Annotated in this window: 13 protein-coding genes and 1 tRNA gene; 4 read left to right on the top strand and 10 right to left on the bottom strand. The window is 71.8% G+C overall.

All coding sequences use genetic code 11. The features are described from left to right. Positions 1-133 precede the first annotated feature (133 nt). Both ABT063_RS14695 and ABT063_RS14690 read left to right on the top strand, forming a co-directional pair. Entirely contained in the window at positions 134-562 is a 429-nt protein-coding gene (locus ABT063_RS14695) for a DUF3291 domain-containing protein (protein WP_351057660.1), read from the top strand. A 46-nt stretch (positions 563-608) separates the two neighbouring features. Further along, the gene (locus ABT063_RS14690) at positions 609-2,060 is read left to right on the top strand and encodes an MFS transporter (RefSeq protein WP_351057659.1); all 1,452 of its coding nucleotides are present in this window, start codon (positions 609-611) and stop codon (positions 2,058-2,060) included. Positions 2,061-2,688: 628 nt separating this feature from the next. On the opposite strand, the gene ABT063_RS14685 is transcribed toward ABT063_RS14690, so the two are convergent. Beyond that, positions 2,689-2,762, bottom strand: a tRNA-Pro gene (locus tag ABT063_RS14685). Positions 2,763-2,841: 79 nt separating this feature from the next. Then, positions 2,842-4,296: an MFS transporter gene (locus ABT063_RS14680; protein WP_351057658.1), complete on the bottom strand. Its 1,455-nt coding sequence runs from the start codon at positions 4,294-4,296 to the stop codon at positions 2,842-2,844. A 202-nt stretch (positions 4,297-4,498) separates the two neighbouring features. On the opposite strand from ABT063_RS14680, the gene ABT063_RS14675 reads away from it, so the two are divergent. Beyond that, the gene (locus tag ABT063_RS14675; RefSeq protein ID WP_351057656.1) at positions 4,499-5,077 is read left to right on the top strand and encodes a TetR/AcrR family transcriptional regulator; all 579 of its coding nucleotides are present in this window, start codon (positions 4,499-4,501) and stop codon (positions 5,075-5,077) included. Between the two features lie 119 nt (positions 5,078-5,196). Next, positions 5,197-6,129 carry an alpha/beta hydrolase gene (locus tag ABT063_RS14670; RefSeq protein WP_351057654.1) on the top strand — a complete coding sequence of 311 codons (933 nt, stop codon included), beginning with the start codon at positions 5,197-5,199 and terminating at the stop codon, positions 6,127-6,129. 270 nt (positions 6,130-6,399) lie between these two features. Here ABT063_RS14670 and ABT063_RS14665 read toward each other — a convergent pair whose 3' ends face one another. The 8 genes from ABT063_RS14665 to ABT063_RS14630 all read right to left on the bottom strand — a co-directional run bounded on the left by ABT063_RS14665 (position 6,400) and on the right by ABT063_RS14630 (position 14,488). Further along, complete coding sequence (locus ABT063_RS14665; RefSeq protein WP_351057653.1) at positions 6,400-7,350, bottom strand: VOC family protein; 951 nt, start codon at positions 7,348-7,350, stop codon at positions 6,400-6,402. Continuing rightward, complete coding sequence (locus tag ABT063_RS14660) at positions 7,347-8,450, bottom strand: 4-oxalomesaconate tautomerase (RefSeq protein WP_502990810.1); 1,104 nt, start codon at positions 8,448-8,450, stop codon at positions 7,347-7,349. Before ABT063_RS14660 ends, ABT063_RS14665 begins: the two co-directional genes overlap by 4 nt. After that, the gene (locus ABT063_RS14655; protein WP_351057652.1) at positions 8,447-9,175 is read right to left on the bottom strand and encodes a 4-carboxy-4-hydroxy-2-oxoadipate aldolase/oxaloacetate decarboxylase; all 729 of its coding nucleotides are present in this window, start codon (positions 9,173-9,175) and stop codon (positions 8,447-8,449) included. The genes ABT063_RS14660 and ABT063_RS14655 overlap by 4 nt, the downstream gene beginning before the upstream one ends. Continuing rightward, positions 9,172-9,834 carry a PIG-L deacetylase family protein gene (locus tag ABT063_RS14650; RefSeq protein WP_351057651.1) on the bottom strand — a complete coding sequence of 221 codons (663 nt, stop codon included), beginning with the start codon at positions 9,832-9,834 and terminating at the stop codon, positions 9,172-9,174. Before ABT063_RS14650 ends, ABT063_RS14655 begins: the two co-directional genes overlap by 4 nt. 48 nt (positions 9,835-9,882) lie before the next feature. After that, positions 9,883-10,533, bottom strand: a complete 651-nt coding sequence (locus tag ABT063_RS14645) for a GntR family transcriptional regulator (RefSeq protein WP_351057650.1) — start codon at positions 10,531-10,533, stop codon at positions 9,883-9,885. Positions 10,534-10,693: 160 nt separating this feature from the next. Continuing rightward, on the bottom strand, positions 10,694-11,785 hold the full coding sequence (locus ABT063_RS14640) for a maleylacetate reductase (RefSeq protein WP_351057649.1): 1,092 nt from the start codon (positions 11,783-11,785) through the stop codon (positions 10,694-10,696). Next, positions 11,782-12,657: a dioxygenase family protein gene (locus tag ABT063_RS14635; RefSeq protein WP_351057794.1), complete on the bottom strand. Its 876-nt coding sequence runs from the start codon at positions 12,655-12,657 to the stop codon at positions 11,782-11,784. Before ABT063_RS14635 ends, ABT063_RS14640 begins: the two co-directional genes overlap by 4 nt. A gap of 826 nt (positions 12,658-13,483) precedes the next feature. After that, entirely contained in the window at positions 13,484-14,488 is a 1,005-nt protein-coding gene (locus tag ABT063_RS14630; protein WP_351057648.1) for a LacI family DNA-binding transcriptional regulator, read from the bottom strand. Positions 14,489-14,581 lie beyond the last annotated feature (93 nt).

Here is a 14,581-nt window from a genome sequence, read left to right as displayed (position 1 = left end):
ACGGCTCCGCTCTGGTCATTGGACACCTTCACTGTCTAACATGGATAGTTGAAGTATCCAAAGGGTCTCAAGGGCCCCTCCGTCCCACCCTTTCCCTGCCCCTGCCTGCCTCTGCCGGAAGAAGGCCGCAGCCATGCCCACCCTGCGCTGGACCACCGTCGACACCCCCGCCCCGGACGCCGAGGCGTTCGTGATGGCATCCCGCCTGGAGGTCCGCTCCTTCGCCGACGTCCCCCGCTTCTTCCTGCGGTCGCTCACCGCCTGGAAGCAGGTGACCGGCGCGCCCGGCGCGTTCGGCGCTTCCCTGATCGCCGAGCCGCTCGGGCGCACCTTCTGGACGCTGTCGGCATGGGAGGACAAGGAGGCCCTCTACACGTACGCGAAGACTGAGCCGCACCGCTCGATCATGAACGGCCTGCGGCCCACCATGAGGCGCTCGGTCTTCACGTTCTGGGAGGTTCCCGCGGCGGACCTGCCCATCGACTGGTCGGACGCCCGGCGCCGGCTGGCCGAGCGGGAGCGCGCGGACGCGCAGAACACCGACGGGCCCACGGCGGCCTGACCTCTGTCCCTCAACACCGCTCAGCACCCCCACAGGAGTGACCCGCATGACCCTCTCCGAACAGAACGCCGTCGTCGAGGAGGCGGCCGACGCCCCGCCGCGCGAGGGGCGGCGCGTGCCGCTGTGGCTCGCGATCGTCGCGGCCAGCGTGCCCATGTTCATGGTCGCGCTCGACAACCTCGTCGTCTCGACCGCACTGCGCACCCTGGCCGTCGACCTCGACGCCTCCACCCAGCAGCTCCAGTGGTTCGTCAACGCCTACGTTCTCAGCTTCGCCTGCCTGCTGATGACGGGTGCCGCGCTCGGTGACCGCTTCGGCCGCCGCCGGGTCTTCGTGCTCGGCATCGTCGTGTTCACGCTGTCCTCCATAGGCTGCGGCCTGGCGGACACCAGCGAGCAGCTGATCACCTTCCGCGCGCTCCAGGGCTTCGGGGCCGCGGCCGTGATGCCGCTGTCGCTGACGCTGCTGTCGCATGCCGTGCCGGAGCGGCTGCGCGGCATGGCGCTCGGTGTGTGGTCCGGCGTGAGCGGTCTGGCCGTCGCGATGGGCCCGGTGGTGGGCGGCGCCGTGGTCGACGGCCTGGACTGGCGCTGGATCTTCTGGATCAACGTGCCGGTGTGCGTGATCGCCATCCCGCTGGTCCTGTTCGCACTGCGCGAGAGCTCGCTTCCCGGCATCCGACTCGACCTCGTCGGCATGCTGCTGGCCGCCGCCGGGTTGTGCGCGGTCGTGTGGGGCATCGTGCACGGCGAGACCGACGGCTGGACCTCGCAGACGGTGCTCGGCGCGTTCGCGGGCGGCGCGGTGCTGCTGGCCGCGTTCGTCGCCTGGGAGGCCAGGGCCCCGCAGCCGATGCTGCCGTTGTCCTTCTACCGCGTACGGGCCTTCACCCTGACCAACGTCGTCTCCGCGGCCATGTACTTCGGCGTCTTCGGCTCGCTCTTCCTCCTCGCCCAGTACCTCCAGATCGTGCCCCCTCGCACGCCGCTGGAGGCTGGTGTGCGCACGCTCGCCTGGACCCTGATGCCGATGTTCGTCGCCCCCGTCGCCGGCCTCCTCACCGACAAGGTCGGCGGCGGCCGCCTGATGGCCCTCGGGCTCTTCCTCCAGGGTGTGGGCCTCGGCTGGATCAACCTGGTCGCGGACACCGACACCGCGTACTCCTCCCTGGTCGGCCCGATGATCGTGGCCGGCGTCGGCATGGGCTTCGTGTTCGCCCCGACGGCCGCGGTGGTGCTCGGCTCGGTCGCCCAGGAGCACGCGGGCAAGGCGTCCGGCGCCAACACCACCGTCCGGGAGGTCGGCGGAGCCCTCGGCATCGCCGTCCTGAGCACCGTGTTCGTGGCGCACGGCAGCACGCGGAACCCCCAGCAGTTCGTCGACGGGCTGCGCCCCGCGGTGTGGGTCGGCGTCGCGGTCGTCCTCGCGGGCGCCCTGTGCGCCCTCGGCATCCCGCGCCGCCCGCACCCGGAAGCCACGGCGTCCGAAAAGGCGTGATCTCCCCGCCTTTCCCCTGCGGTGGCTGCGTGCGCATCCTCGGCGGCAGCCACCGCACAGGCGGCTTCCTCCATGCCGATGGTCCCGGCAGGGACGGCGCCGTGCGCTGATCTCTCCGCCCCGGACACCGCAGCCCCGACCGATCCGCATCCGCATCCGCCGCCACGTATGCCTGCCCACCCGGCCCCACCCGCTGAAACGGCGAGGGTCATCAGGCCCCGAAAGCCGTTGACGGAGCAGGGCCCGGACGCCGGACCCGACACGCGCCAGACACCTGACCCACCATCATCAGCGCACCGTGTCGCGGGCCAACATCAGCCGCTACCTGACCCGGCACGAGCTGTCACGCACGAACCCGCCAAGCGGCCCCGCTCGCCCTGCATCCGCTTCCAGGCCGCACTGGGCAACGAGACCTCGCAGGCCGACTTCACCCACTACCCGCTCGCCGACACAACTGGCACCGACACGGAGATCCTTCCGCACAGTCGCCGCCACCAGCGGAGAACTCCTGCGCGAGCTGATCATCGGCCCCACCCGCGACTACCCACCCCAAAACCCCACGAACACGACGAAACCCTCGAACCCGCAGGTTCGAGGGTTTCTCCGATGTCCTGAGACATCACAACCGTCGGGACGACAGGATTTGAACCTGCGACCCCTTGACCCCCAGTCAAGTGCGCTACCAAGCTGCGCCACGTCCCGATGCGCTCTCCACGGTCGCCCGTGAGAGCGCGCGGATCAACCCTACCTCATAGGCGCGGGTCGGCCCGCTGTGCGCCCGTCAGCCGCGTGCGCCGGGAATCACGGCCGGTCGCTGGTCCGCGCCTGTCGTGTCCCCCGCGGCGAAGGGCGTGCCGGTCGTGCGGGCGCCGCGGCGGACCGGGACGAGCAGTGCGGCCAGGGCGGCGGCCAGGCAGAGCAGGGCGAGCAGGGTGAAGCCGTGGGTGTAGCCGGAGGCGTACGGCAGGCCCGAGGGCTGGAGGCGGCCGGTGACCAGGACGCTGGTGACCGCGGCGCCGACGGATCCGCCGATGGTGCGGATGTTGGCGTTCATGCCGGTGGCGGCGCCGGTCTGGTCGGCGGGGACACTGCCCACGATCAGGTTGGCCATGGAGGCGAAGGCGAGTCCGATGCCGAGGCCGAACACGCCCGCCGCGACGGCGACTTGCCACTGCTCGTCATGCCAGAGGGCGAGGAAGCCGCAGGCGACCGCACCCAGCGCGGCACCGGCCACGAGCAGCGCCTTGGCGCCCAGGACCGGCTCCAGACGGCCGCTGAGCACGCCCGAAAGGAACATCGCCACCAGCATGGGCAGCATCAGCAGCCCTGCGGCGGTCACGCTCGCGCCGAAGCCGTACCCGGCCGACGACGGCGTCTGCACGAAGCCGGGCAGGAAGGACCAGATCGCGTACATGCCCGCGCCGAACAGCAGCGCGGCGGTGTTGGTGGTCCACACGGCGGGCAGCCGCATGACCCGCAGGTCGATCAGCGGGGTGCGGGAACGGGCCTCGCTGGAGAGCCACAGCGCGAACAGCACGACGGCCGCGGCGAACAGGCCGAGCACCCGGGCCGAGCCCCAGCCCCACACGCTCGCCTGGCTGAGCGGCAGCAGCAGCGCCACGAGCCAGGCCGACAGCAGCCCGGCACCGAGCCAATTGACGCTCCCCTCCGCCCGGTTGGGCGATTCGGGCACATAGCGTACGGCGATGAGCGTGGCGACCGCGACGATGCCGACGGGGATCCAGAACAGCCACCGGTAGTCGAGCGCGGACACGATCGGTCCGGCCGCGACCATGCCGACGCCGCCGCCGGCGGCGATCACCGCGGACAGGTTGCTGATGCTGCCGCTCACCTCGGAGGGGGCGAACTCGTCCCGGATGATGCCGAAGGAGAGGGGGAACAGCGCGCCGCCGACGCCCTGCACCACCCGGGCGACGATCAGTAGGCCGATGGTCGGCGCGAGCGCGGCGAGCAGACAGCCGACGGCCACCGTCACGAGGACGGCGACGAGGGTGCGTTTCTTGCCGATCAGGTCGCCGACGCGGCCGAGGATCGGGGTGAAGACCGAGGCGGACAGCAGATACGCCGTCATCACCCAGGTCGCGGTGGACTGCGAGGTGTGCAGCGCGTGCTGAACGGTCGGCAGGGCCGGCGCGATCAGCGACTGCAGCATGGAGAACACGCCGGCACCGGTCGCGAGCACGGCGAAGGTGAGGCGAGGGGACTTGCGGGGCATGAAGAAGCCTCTCCGAACACAGGGGGGCGGCCGAAGCCCAGAGCACGGCCGTACGGACCCGGTGCGCACCAAGAGCGACACGGGCACGCCGAACGGCCGCGACGAGCGGTCGCGGAAAGGTGAACTGGTAAAGTGGAGGTACACCTCCACTCTATCGGAGGCGAACCTCCGCTTCAACCGAGCCCCGCCCCGGGAGGCACCAGTGACCGCCCAGCCGTTCCCCGTCAGCGAGATCGTCGCGTCCCGGCGACCGCACCGGAAGGACGCGGCCCGCAACTACGACGCACTGCTGGCCGCCGCCCGCGAGGCGTTCGCGGAGCACGGCGCGGAGGCGTCCCTTGAGGACATCGCGCGCCGCGCGGGCGTCGGCATCGGCACGCTCTACCGGAACTTCCCCACCCGCCGCCATCTCTTCGAGAGCGTCTACGCCGACGAGGTGAACGCCCTGTGCGGGGTGGCCCTGGAGGTCGCGGACCTGGAGCCGTGGGAGGCGCTGACGGCCTGGCTGGACCGGTTCGCGGGCTACATGGTGACCAAGCGGGCCGTCCGCGAGGCCCTCAACGACGAGTCGGAGATCTTCGCCGCCTGCCGCGAGTCGATGTACGCGGCCGGCGGCCCGCTCTTCGAGCGGGCCCAGCGAGCCGGCGAGGCCCGCACCGACATGAACTTCGTGGACCTGCTGCGCATGATCGCGGGCATCACGGGGACGACCTTCGACGACGACACCCAGCGCGACCGGGTCCTGTCCGTCGCCCTCGACGGCGTGCGCACCACCCGCTGAGCCGGCCCTCCCCCGCATTGCGCCGACAGCGGTCTGGATTTTTATTGCCTGACTCAAGTAAGTTCTCTAGTGTAGGGCGGATTCCCGTGTGCCGCCACAGTTCCAGCGAACGGAGCCACATGTCCCTCCTGGCCCGGCCGGCGGTGGCCGCCCTCGCCGCCAAGACGATGCAACGGATGACCGACCTCGCCGACCGGCGCTCCGGCGGGCGCGGCTCCGCGGCGGCCTCGCACGCCCGCTTCCCCGAATTCCCGCGCAACGTGAGGGAGTTGACGATCCCCACGTCGGTCGCCCCGGCCCGGGCGACGGTGTACCTGCCCGCGGCCGAGGAACCGGCGCCACCGGTGCACGTCAACTTCCACGGCGGCGGATACGTCATGACACTCACGGAGCTGGACGACCCCCTGTGCCGCCTCCTCGCCACCGAGGCCGGGGTCGCGGTGATCAACGTGGACTACGTGGTCGCCCCGCAGCACCCTTTCCCGGCCCCGCCCCGGCAGGCGTACGAAGTCGTCCGCTGGGTGGCCGAACACGGCATGGATCAGGGCTGGGACGGCGGCCGGCTCACGGTGGGCGGGCAGAGCGCCGGCGGCGGACTCGCGGCGGCCGTCGCGCGCCAGGCACTCGAAGAGGGCGGCCCCTCGATCGCGCTCCAGGTCCTGCACTATCCCCCGCTGGACCTCGCCACCCACGCCAAGGACAAGCGCGCCGCCGTCGACAAGCCCGGGCTGCGGCCCTGGATGGCCGACGTCTTCGACACGTCGTACGTCCCGGACGTGCGGCAGCGCACCGACCGGCTCGTGTCGCCCGCCCATCCGTCGGACACCGCGGATCTGACCGGCATCGCTCCGGCGCTGGTCATCACCGCCGCGTTCGACCTCCTCAGGGGGGAGGGCGAGCGCTACGCCGACCGGCTGCGGATGGACGGGGCGCTCGTGGAACACCACGACGTGCCGGGAGCCGACCACGGCTACGACACGTCGGACGACGAGAAGGCCCGGAAGACCTATACCCTGATCGCCCGCCACATACGGAAGGCGGTCCACATCTGAGGGATCCGAGGTCGCCGACCGTCCCCGAACGGCCGGCGACCTTGGGCCTCTGCGGTCAGACGACGGGCGTGGGAGGAGTGAGCCCGAACTTCTCGGCGTTCTCCGTCAGTTCGCGCCACACCTTGGGGGCCGCGGGAGTCCCCTTGGTCGGGGGGCTTGGTGCCCTCAGTGCGCGCCGACCAGCGACTGCTAGACCATGAACGTCAACGTTTTGTCAACAATCTCATCGACGATTCAGCCACGGAGAGGTGGAGTGCTCGGCAGTCCCCCTCAGGCGACCGGCGGCGTCCCGTGGGTGTGGAACGACTCGATGGTCTTCAGACCCCAGGCCTGCCCCTTGGCGCGCTCGGCCTCGGTCCAGGTGATCAGCGGCCAGTCGGGCGCCAGGACCAGGCGCGTGAGCGGGTTGCACAGCTCGATGCGGTTGCCGCCCGGCTCGTAGACGTAGAGGAAGAACGTCTGCTGGATGGCGTGCTTGTGCGGGCCCGTCTCGATGAACACGCCGGTGTCGATGGCGAGGTCGGCGGCGCGCAGGATGTCCTCGCGGGTGTCGGTGGCGAAGGCGATGTGGTGCAGCCGGCCGGTGGAGCCGGTCCAGTCCGAGGTGTAGACGACGTCGTACGACTTGTTGGTGTACGTCAGCCAGCGCGCCGCGATCTTCCCCGTGTCGAGCCGGATCTGCTCGGTGGGCCGAGCGCCAAGGACGTTCTGCTGGAAATGCGCGTTGGCGAGCACGTCCGCGGCGAGGAAGTTGACGTGGTCCAGGCGCCGCACTCCCACGCCCCGGTTGGGCTTGGCCTGCGGCTGGTTCTTCAGCGCGGGCCTGAGCGCGTCGGGGGCCTGGTAGTACTCGCTCTCCCAGTAGAGGGCGTGCTCGTGGCCGTCCGGGTCGGTGGTGACGTAGAGCTTGCCGAGGCCGGGTTCGTCCTCGACCCATGTGCCGGTGCCGCCCGCCTCCTCGATCGCCGCGATACGGCGCCGGAGGGCCTCCTCGCTTGAGGTGCGCAGGGCGAGCCGGCCGAGGCCGGGCCGCTCGCGGTCGGTGAGCACCAGGCTGTGGTGCTCGTAGTCGTCGAAGCTGCGCAGGTAGACCGTGTCGCCGTCCTGCCCGTTGACGGTGAGCCCCAGGTAGTCGGTGAAGAAGCCGACACTGGCGTCCAGGTCCGGGGTGAAGAGCTGGGCGTGGCCGATGTGGGCGATGTCGCCGAGCGGCGGAGTCATCGTTGACCTCCTTGGAGCGGTGGGGGTGTCGGTGCCGTCTCGGCGGACGTAGGGAAGACGATGCCGTCGAAGATCTTGCGGGCCGTGCGGACCACGGCGGTACGGCGGGCGGAGGGCAGGCCGTCGGGGGTGGTCCCGAGGCTGCTCTCGACGTCCAGGAATCCGGTGGGATGTTCGATGCGAACGCGGTCGCTTCCGGCATCGAGTTCCGCGAGGTCGGCGCCCACGCTGCCGTCGATCCGCAGGCCGGCGGCCACGCTCGCCGCGCCGAGCACGCCGATCGACGGGTGGCAGCGCACGGGAATGAAGGTGCGGGTGGTGACCGCGCCGCCGGCGCGGGGCGGGGCGAGCAGCGTGAGCTTGGGCACGGTGGCGTCCGAGACGTCGCCGAGGCCCATCAGGCGGCCCGCCTCCAGACGGATCGTACGGAGCCGGTCGGTCAGTTCCCGGTCGCCTTCCAGCGCCGCGGGCGACTCGTAGCCGGTGACCTTGAGGGAGGCCGCCTCGATCAGCGCCGTCGGCATGCCGTTGTCCACGCAGGTCACCGCAACACCGTCGATCTCGTCTCTGACATTGCCGGTGGGCAGCAACTTCCCCGCACCCGCCGCGAATTCGATCACCACGGGCGCTGCCCTCCCCGGCACGCCCGAGATCTCGGCATCCCCGGTGTAGCGCACCCGGCCGCCGGGTGTCGGGAAGGTCGCCGTCGCGTAGTCGCCGGTGTTGACCATGCGGATGCGGACGGCGGTCTCCTCGTCCCCCGCCGGGACCAGCCCGCGTTCAACGGCGAACGGGCCGACGCCGGCGAGGATGTTTCCGCAGTTCTGACGGGTGCTCACCTCGGGCCTGTCGATGGCGACTTGAAGGAAGAGGTAGTCGACGTCGGCACGCGGGTCGGCGGAGGGCGAGATCACCGCCGCCTTGCTGGTGAGCGGGTGCGCGCCGCCGAGGCCGTCGATCTGCCGCTCGTCGGGGCTGCCCATGACGCGCAGCAACAGCGCGTCGCGCGGGGCCGGTTCGGCGGGCAGGTCCCCGGCGAGGAAGTAGGCGCCCTTGGAGGTGCCGCCGCGCATCAGCATGCAGCGCACCTCCGCGGTCACGACCGCTCTCCGGCGCGCACGTGGTCATCCGCCCGGGCGTAGTCCTCGTACGACTGGTAGGTCACGCCCAGCTGGACGAGCTTCTCGCGCAATCCGTAGCGGTCCAGGCCGAGTTGACCGTCGAGGAAGGCGGCGCGGGACTTCGCCTCCTTGGCCTCGCGGGCCTCGGACTTCTCGGCCGTCTCGCGGGCGCGCTCGCGGGGTACGACGACCACGCCGTCGTCGTCGGCGAGGATCACGTCACCCGGGCGGATCACCTGGCCGTCGATGGCGACCGGCACGTTGACGCAGCCGCCGGTGGCCTTGACGGTGCCCTGCGCCGAGACTGCCCGGGACCAGGCGGCGAAGCCCATCTCCCGCAGCTCCTGCGTGTCGCGGATGCCCGCGTTGATCACGAGGCCGCGCACGCCGCGCCGGTGCAGCGCGGTGGCAAAAAGCTCGCCGAACATGCCGTCGGTGGACGGGGAGGTGGTGGTGACGACCAGGAAGTCGCCCTCGCCGCACTGCTCGACGGCGGCGTGGATCATGAGGTTGTCGCCGGGCCAGCTGAGTACGGTCACCGCGGTGCCCGCGACCCGTACGCCCTGCTGGATCGGGCGGATCTCCGGGCCCAGCAGGCCGGTTCGGCCCATGGCCTCACTGACGGTGGCCACGCCGAACCCGGCCAGCGCCTCGACATCCTTCGCGTCCGTCTTCGGCGGGTTGGTGACGATCACGCCGCTCATGCCAGCTCCTTGGCGATCTGGGGGTAGGGGCGCATGTACGCCTCTGCCATGGTCTTGTGGGCCAGACCCAGGTTGGGGCCGGCGTTGCGCTTGGCCTCCCACACCTCGGTGATGTCGAGGAGTACCTCGGGCTTGAAGCCGCTCATCTCGGGCTGGTGCGGCTCGCAGTAGAAGACCGGCGGGGCGCCGATGATCTCGCCCGGCCCCGGGTAGCCGATGGCCTGGGCGAGGACGCGGGCCTGAAGGGCCATGCGGTTGGCGGTCGGGTGGTCGCCGTTGTACGGGTCATCGGTCGGGTGGGTGAGGACGACATCGGGCTGGGTCTCGCGGTAGACCTCGACCAGCTTGTCGGTGAGCTCGACGGTGGCGATCAGCGGGTAGTCGCCGGCGTCGAAGAAGCGGACCTCGGCGCCGAGGATGGCGGCGGCGCGCTCCGCCTCGTTCCGGCGCATCGCCTTGATCTCCTCCAGCTTCCTGCCCTCGCGCCACGCCTTGGCGGACTCGCCCCGCTCGCCGAAGGTCAGGCAGGCGATGGTGACCTTCTCCCCGCGGGAGGCGGCCAGGGCGATGGCTCCGCCCGCCCGCCACACGAAATCCCCGGCGTGCGCGGTGACGACGAGTGTCGATCGTGGGACGGCGGGCGCGCCTGGGTGCGTCATTGCTCAGATCTCCTTGGAGTGGACAGGTATGCGCCCGCCTCGCACGACTCAGTCGCGCAGCGCCTCGATCACGCTGGTGAGGTGGGCGCGGACGGCCACCTCGGCCGCCTGCGGATCCCTGGACCTGATCGCCTCGATCATCGCCAGATGCTCATTCAGGGACTGCTGCGGGCGTCCCGGCCTCAGTGCCAACTGGAAGCGATGGCGCACCAGTTGGGCATTGAGCCGCTCAAGGAGTTCCAGGGCGGTCTGCTGACCGGAGAACTCCCTGACCCTGGTGTGCAGTTCGTGGTTGAGGTCGGAGTACGTCACGGGCTCGCCGTCGGCCACGGCCTTGGTCATCGCCGTGCCCAGCACCGTCAGTTCGGCCAGCTGCTCGTCGCTGGCCGCGACCGCCGCCTTCGCCGCGCACAGCCCTTCGAGGACCATGCGGCACTCGGTGATGGCGACCGCTTCCTCCACGGTCACCACCCGCACCCGCGAGCCGCGGTTGCGGATCCGCTCGACGAGGCCCTGGGCCTCCAGATCGATGAGTGCCGCGCGGATGCTGGCCCGCGTCACACCGAACTGCTCGGCGAGTTCGTTCTCCACCAGCCGCTGCGCCGGTGCCATGTCGCCGTGCAGGATCGCCTGCCGCAGCTGCGCGAACGCATGCTGTTTGGCCTGCGCTCCGGTGCTCGGACGGGCTTCTTTCGGCATTGCGCCCTCCCTGAGTCAGTGCCTGTCGAACCTAAATCTAGTCCAACAACATTGTCAACAATTTTGTCCGCCGTATGCCACGCACGACCTGCCCACATGCGTGACTCCGGTCGTCCGAAGGCGGCCGCGTCTTCAGGCCCGCGTCTTCGGCCCCGCGTCTTCAGACCTCGGTCGGCTCCGGCGGTCCGCCCTCGTACGCCGCCCGCAGCACGGCGAGCACGCCGTCCGCCGTCACCGAGCGCGGGTTGGCGTACACCTCGCCGGCGGTCCGGGCCGCCGCTCGCGCCAAGTCGGGCTCGGTCAGGCCGAGTTCGACGAGGGAGCGGGGTGCGCCGAGCCGGCCGGCGAGCTCCCACAGGGCCCGCGGGGCGTCCTCGGTGTCCAGGGCGCGGGCGACGGCGGCGGCCGCGTCCGGGACGGCGGGCGCGTTGTACGCCAGCACGTACGGCAGCACCACCGTGTGCGTCTCGGCGTGCGGCAGGCCGAAGGTGCCGCCGAGCACATGGCACAGCTTGTGGTGCAGGCCCATCGTCGTGGCGCCGAGGCAGGAGCCGCACAGCCAGGCCCCGTACAGGGCCCGGCCGCGGGCCTGGACGGACTCGGGGTCGGCGGCCACCTCGGGCAGCGCCCGCGCCATCGCCCGTACGCCCTCCTCGGCCATCAACACGATCAGGGGCGAGGTGTCGGGGGCGTACAGCGCCTCGACGGCGTGCGCGATCGCGTTGACGCCGCTGGTCACGGAGAGCGGGACGGGGAGGGAGAGGGTGAGTTCGGGGTCGTAGACGACACTGCGCGGCAGGACGGCCGGATCGCGTCCGGTGCGCTTGACGCCGTGTTCCGTCAGGCCCCAGACGGAGGTCGCCTCCGAGCCGGAGTACGTGGTGGGTACGGCGATCAGCGGCAGGCCGGTGCGCAGGGCGATCGCCTTGCCCAGGCCGATCGCCGAGCCGCCGCCCACCGCGACGCACCCGTCGGCGCCGGCCGCCCGGGCCACCTCCACGGCCCGGTCGGCGGCCTCCACGGGCACGTGCGCACGGGCCCCGGCGTGCAGGCCCGCGCACAGCGGGCCGAGGGAGTCCGCGACCGCCCGCGCGATGTCCGCGCCCTGGCTGCCGCACACCACCAGCAGCCGCCGCAGGCCGAGCCGTTCGGCCTCGCCCGCGGTCGCGGAAGTGGCGGCGCCGGGCCGGAAGACGACCCGCGTCGGCCGGGTCTCGTAGGAGAAGTCGAGGAAGCCCTTCGCGTCCTTCATGATCGCTCCAGTACGAGGTCGACGTGTGCGTGCCGGAAGGGGCCGGCGACGCCCCACTCCCGCGCCAGGACGGGGTCGTCGGTCTCGGCGAAGTCCCGTACGAGACTGTCCTTCACGGCGAAGACCGCGTCCGAGTCGAGGTAGTCGCTGCCCGCCACGAAGATGTGCGTGGTCAGCGGGGTGTGGCCGGCGGCCGAGGCGATGAAGTGGATGTGGGCGGGCCGGTAGGGGTGACGGCCGGTGGCCGCGAGGAGCTCGCCCACGGGGCCGTCGGTCGGGATCGGGTACGGGCTCGGCACGCAGGTACGGAACCGGAAGTGGCCTTGCGCGTCCGCGGTGAACAGGCCCCGACCGTTGCCCGGGGGCTGGACGTCGGGGCGCTGGACGTCGTAGAAGCCGTGCCGGTCTGCCTGCCAGACATCGACGGTGGCGCCGGGCAGCGGGGTGCCGTCCTGGGACAGGACCCGGCCGCTGACCACGCACGGTTCGCCGTCGCCCACCAGGTCGATGTTCGCGCCGAGTTCGCGGGCCGGGGACTCGGTCATGTGGAACGGGCCGAGCACGGTCGATTCGGTGGCGCCGGGGGCCTGGTGGCCGTTGATCTCCTCGACGAGCATCGACAGTCCGAGCACGTCCGACAGGAGGATGAACTCCTGCCGGGTGTCCGTGCACGCCTGTCCGGTCGCCGTCAGGAAACCGATCGCCCGCTCCCATTCCTCCCGGGTCAGCCGGGTCTCGCGGGCGAAGGCGTGCAGGTGGCGGATCAGGACGGTCAGCAGGTCGCGCAGGCGCGGGTCGGCGGTGCCGCGCAGACTGCGCAGCGCCTCGTCCGTGACCGTGGTGTCGGTGGTGTCGGTGGCGTCGCTGGTCATGCGGGCTCCTTCCCCGGTACGCCGGTCGGCCGCACCGGGCGACCGGGCGTACGTCGTCGTCCCCGAGGCCGGTCGCGAGCTCCCGCATCGCGCCCCGGACCTGAGCCCAGCCTGGTCCGGTGGTGCGAGCATCCGCGCCGTGAGGACCACGGGCCGGTGCACCGCGCCGACCAAGTACACCTCCCCGCCCGGCGGCCACTCGGACGGGGCGAGGAGCACGTGCCCGCCGAAGGTGTCGGCCGCGGCCTCGCCCAGGTCGGGTGCCGCCCGTACGACGCCGGCCGGGGCGGATCGGCCGTCGGCACCCGCCTCCTGGCGAGCCGCCCAGGACCGAGCCGCCCAGAACCGGGCGGGCCCGGAGGCGACGGGTGCGCCCCAGTCGACCGCCCGGACCTCGGCCCAGGTGGCGTGGGTGTGCCCGTGCCGGTAGTCGCCGACGCCTGTCTCCCGTACCGGATCCGAGACGTCGTCCGGCAGCCGGCGGCCCGCGAAGAGAGGACGTTCCACATCGCCCGTCCCGCGTACCCCTAACAGGCCTTCCCAGGCGTCGTGATCCCGGCCCGGCCGGAAGTCCCGCAGATCGGCCGCGACCTGCCGACGCCGGTCGGCTGCACGGCTCTCGATCGCACCGTCGATGTTCGTCCCCAGGGGCCTACGCCCCTGGGACAGGCCGTTGTCGGGGGGATCAACAGCCGCGCTTGGATGAGTGGCGGCCCCCAGCCGTGGGCAACGGCGCTCACCGCCGGACTCCGGCGTGGCGTGCCCGTGTGGCCTGTGCGGGCCTGCCCGTGTGGCCGGGTGCGCCTCGCATCCCGGATCTCCGGTCTCACTCCGCGCGCGGCGCCCCCGTCGTCCCCCGGATCTCCAGGGCGGGCGCGGCGAGCTCCACTCGCCCCTCTCCCCCGTGTCCCGCGAAGCGGTCGAGCAGGCGGCGGGCGGCGCGGCGGCCGACCTCGTGGCCGGCGTTGTCGACGGTGGTGAGCCACAGGTGGCGCAGCCGGGAAATGCTGGTGTTGTCGTATCCGGTGACGGACAGGTCGTGCGGGACGCGCAGGCCCAGCTCCTCGGCTGCCGACAGCGCGCCGACGGCGGCGATGTCGTTGACGGCGACGAGGGCGGTGGGCCGCTCGGGGCGGTTCAGCAGCCGGACGGCGGTGCGGAAACCGCCCTCCTCCGTCATGTCGCCGGGTTCGACCAGGGCCCGGTCCGCGAGGCCGTGGGCGCGCATGGCCGCCTCGAAGCTGTGCCGGCGCAGCTCGCCGACGGCTCCGTAGCCCGCGAGGTGCGCGATCCGGCGGTGACCAAGGCCGATCAGGTGCTCGGTGACCAGTCGAGCCCCCTGCTCGTCATCGCCTGCGACGACGTCCACGCCGGGCGGCACCGCCTCGCGGGCGCCCGCGACGACCACCGGTATGCGCTCGGCGACGGCGCCGAGCGCGGCCGGGTCGGGCAGGGTGCCGACCACGACCAGCCCGTCGACCTGGACGTCCAGGAAGGGCCGGGCGAGGTCCTGGCCGGTACGGCGGTTGAGGCGGGCGTCGCCCAGCAGCATGTGCAGGCCGTGCTCGTGCAGCGGCCGGTTCAGGCCGTCGAGCAGGTCGACGAACCACGGGTTGCGCAGGTCGTTCAGGAGTACGCCGACCGTTCGAGTGCGCTGCTCGCTCAGGCTGCGCGCGGCGGCATTGGGCCGGTAGCCGAGTTCCCGTACGGCCCGCAGCACGGCCTCCCGCTTCTCCGGCCGGACCTGGTCGGAGCCGCGCAGCACCAGCGAGACCAGCGACTTGGAGACTCCGGCCCGCTCGGCCACGTCCCGGATCGTCGGCTGCCTCATGGATGGACCGTTCCATGAGTTCCAGGAGGCTGTCAAAGGGGTTGACACCGGCTGTGATGCCACTCAGGGTGGCTTGGACAGGGTATGGACCGG

The organism is Streptomyces sp. NPDC002838 (assembly GCF_040295365.1).
GTDB lineage: Bacteria > Actinomycetota > Actinomycetes > Streptomycetales > Streptomycetaceae > Streptomyces.
Note: the sequence above shows the minus strand (reverse complement) of the source record. Positions and strands in the feature narration are given on the sequence as shown.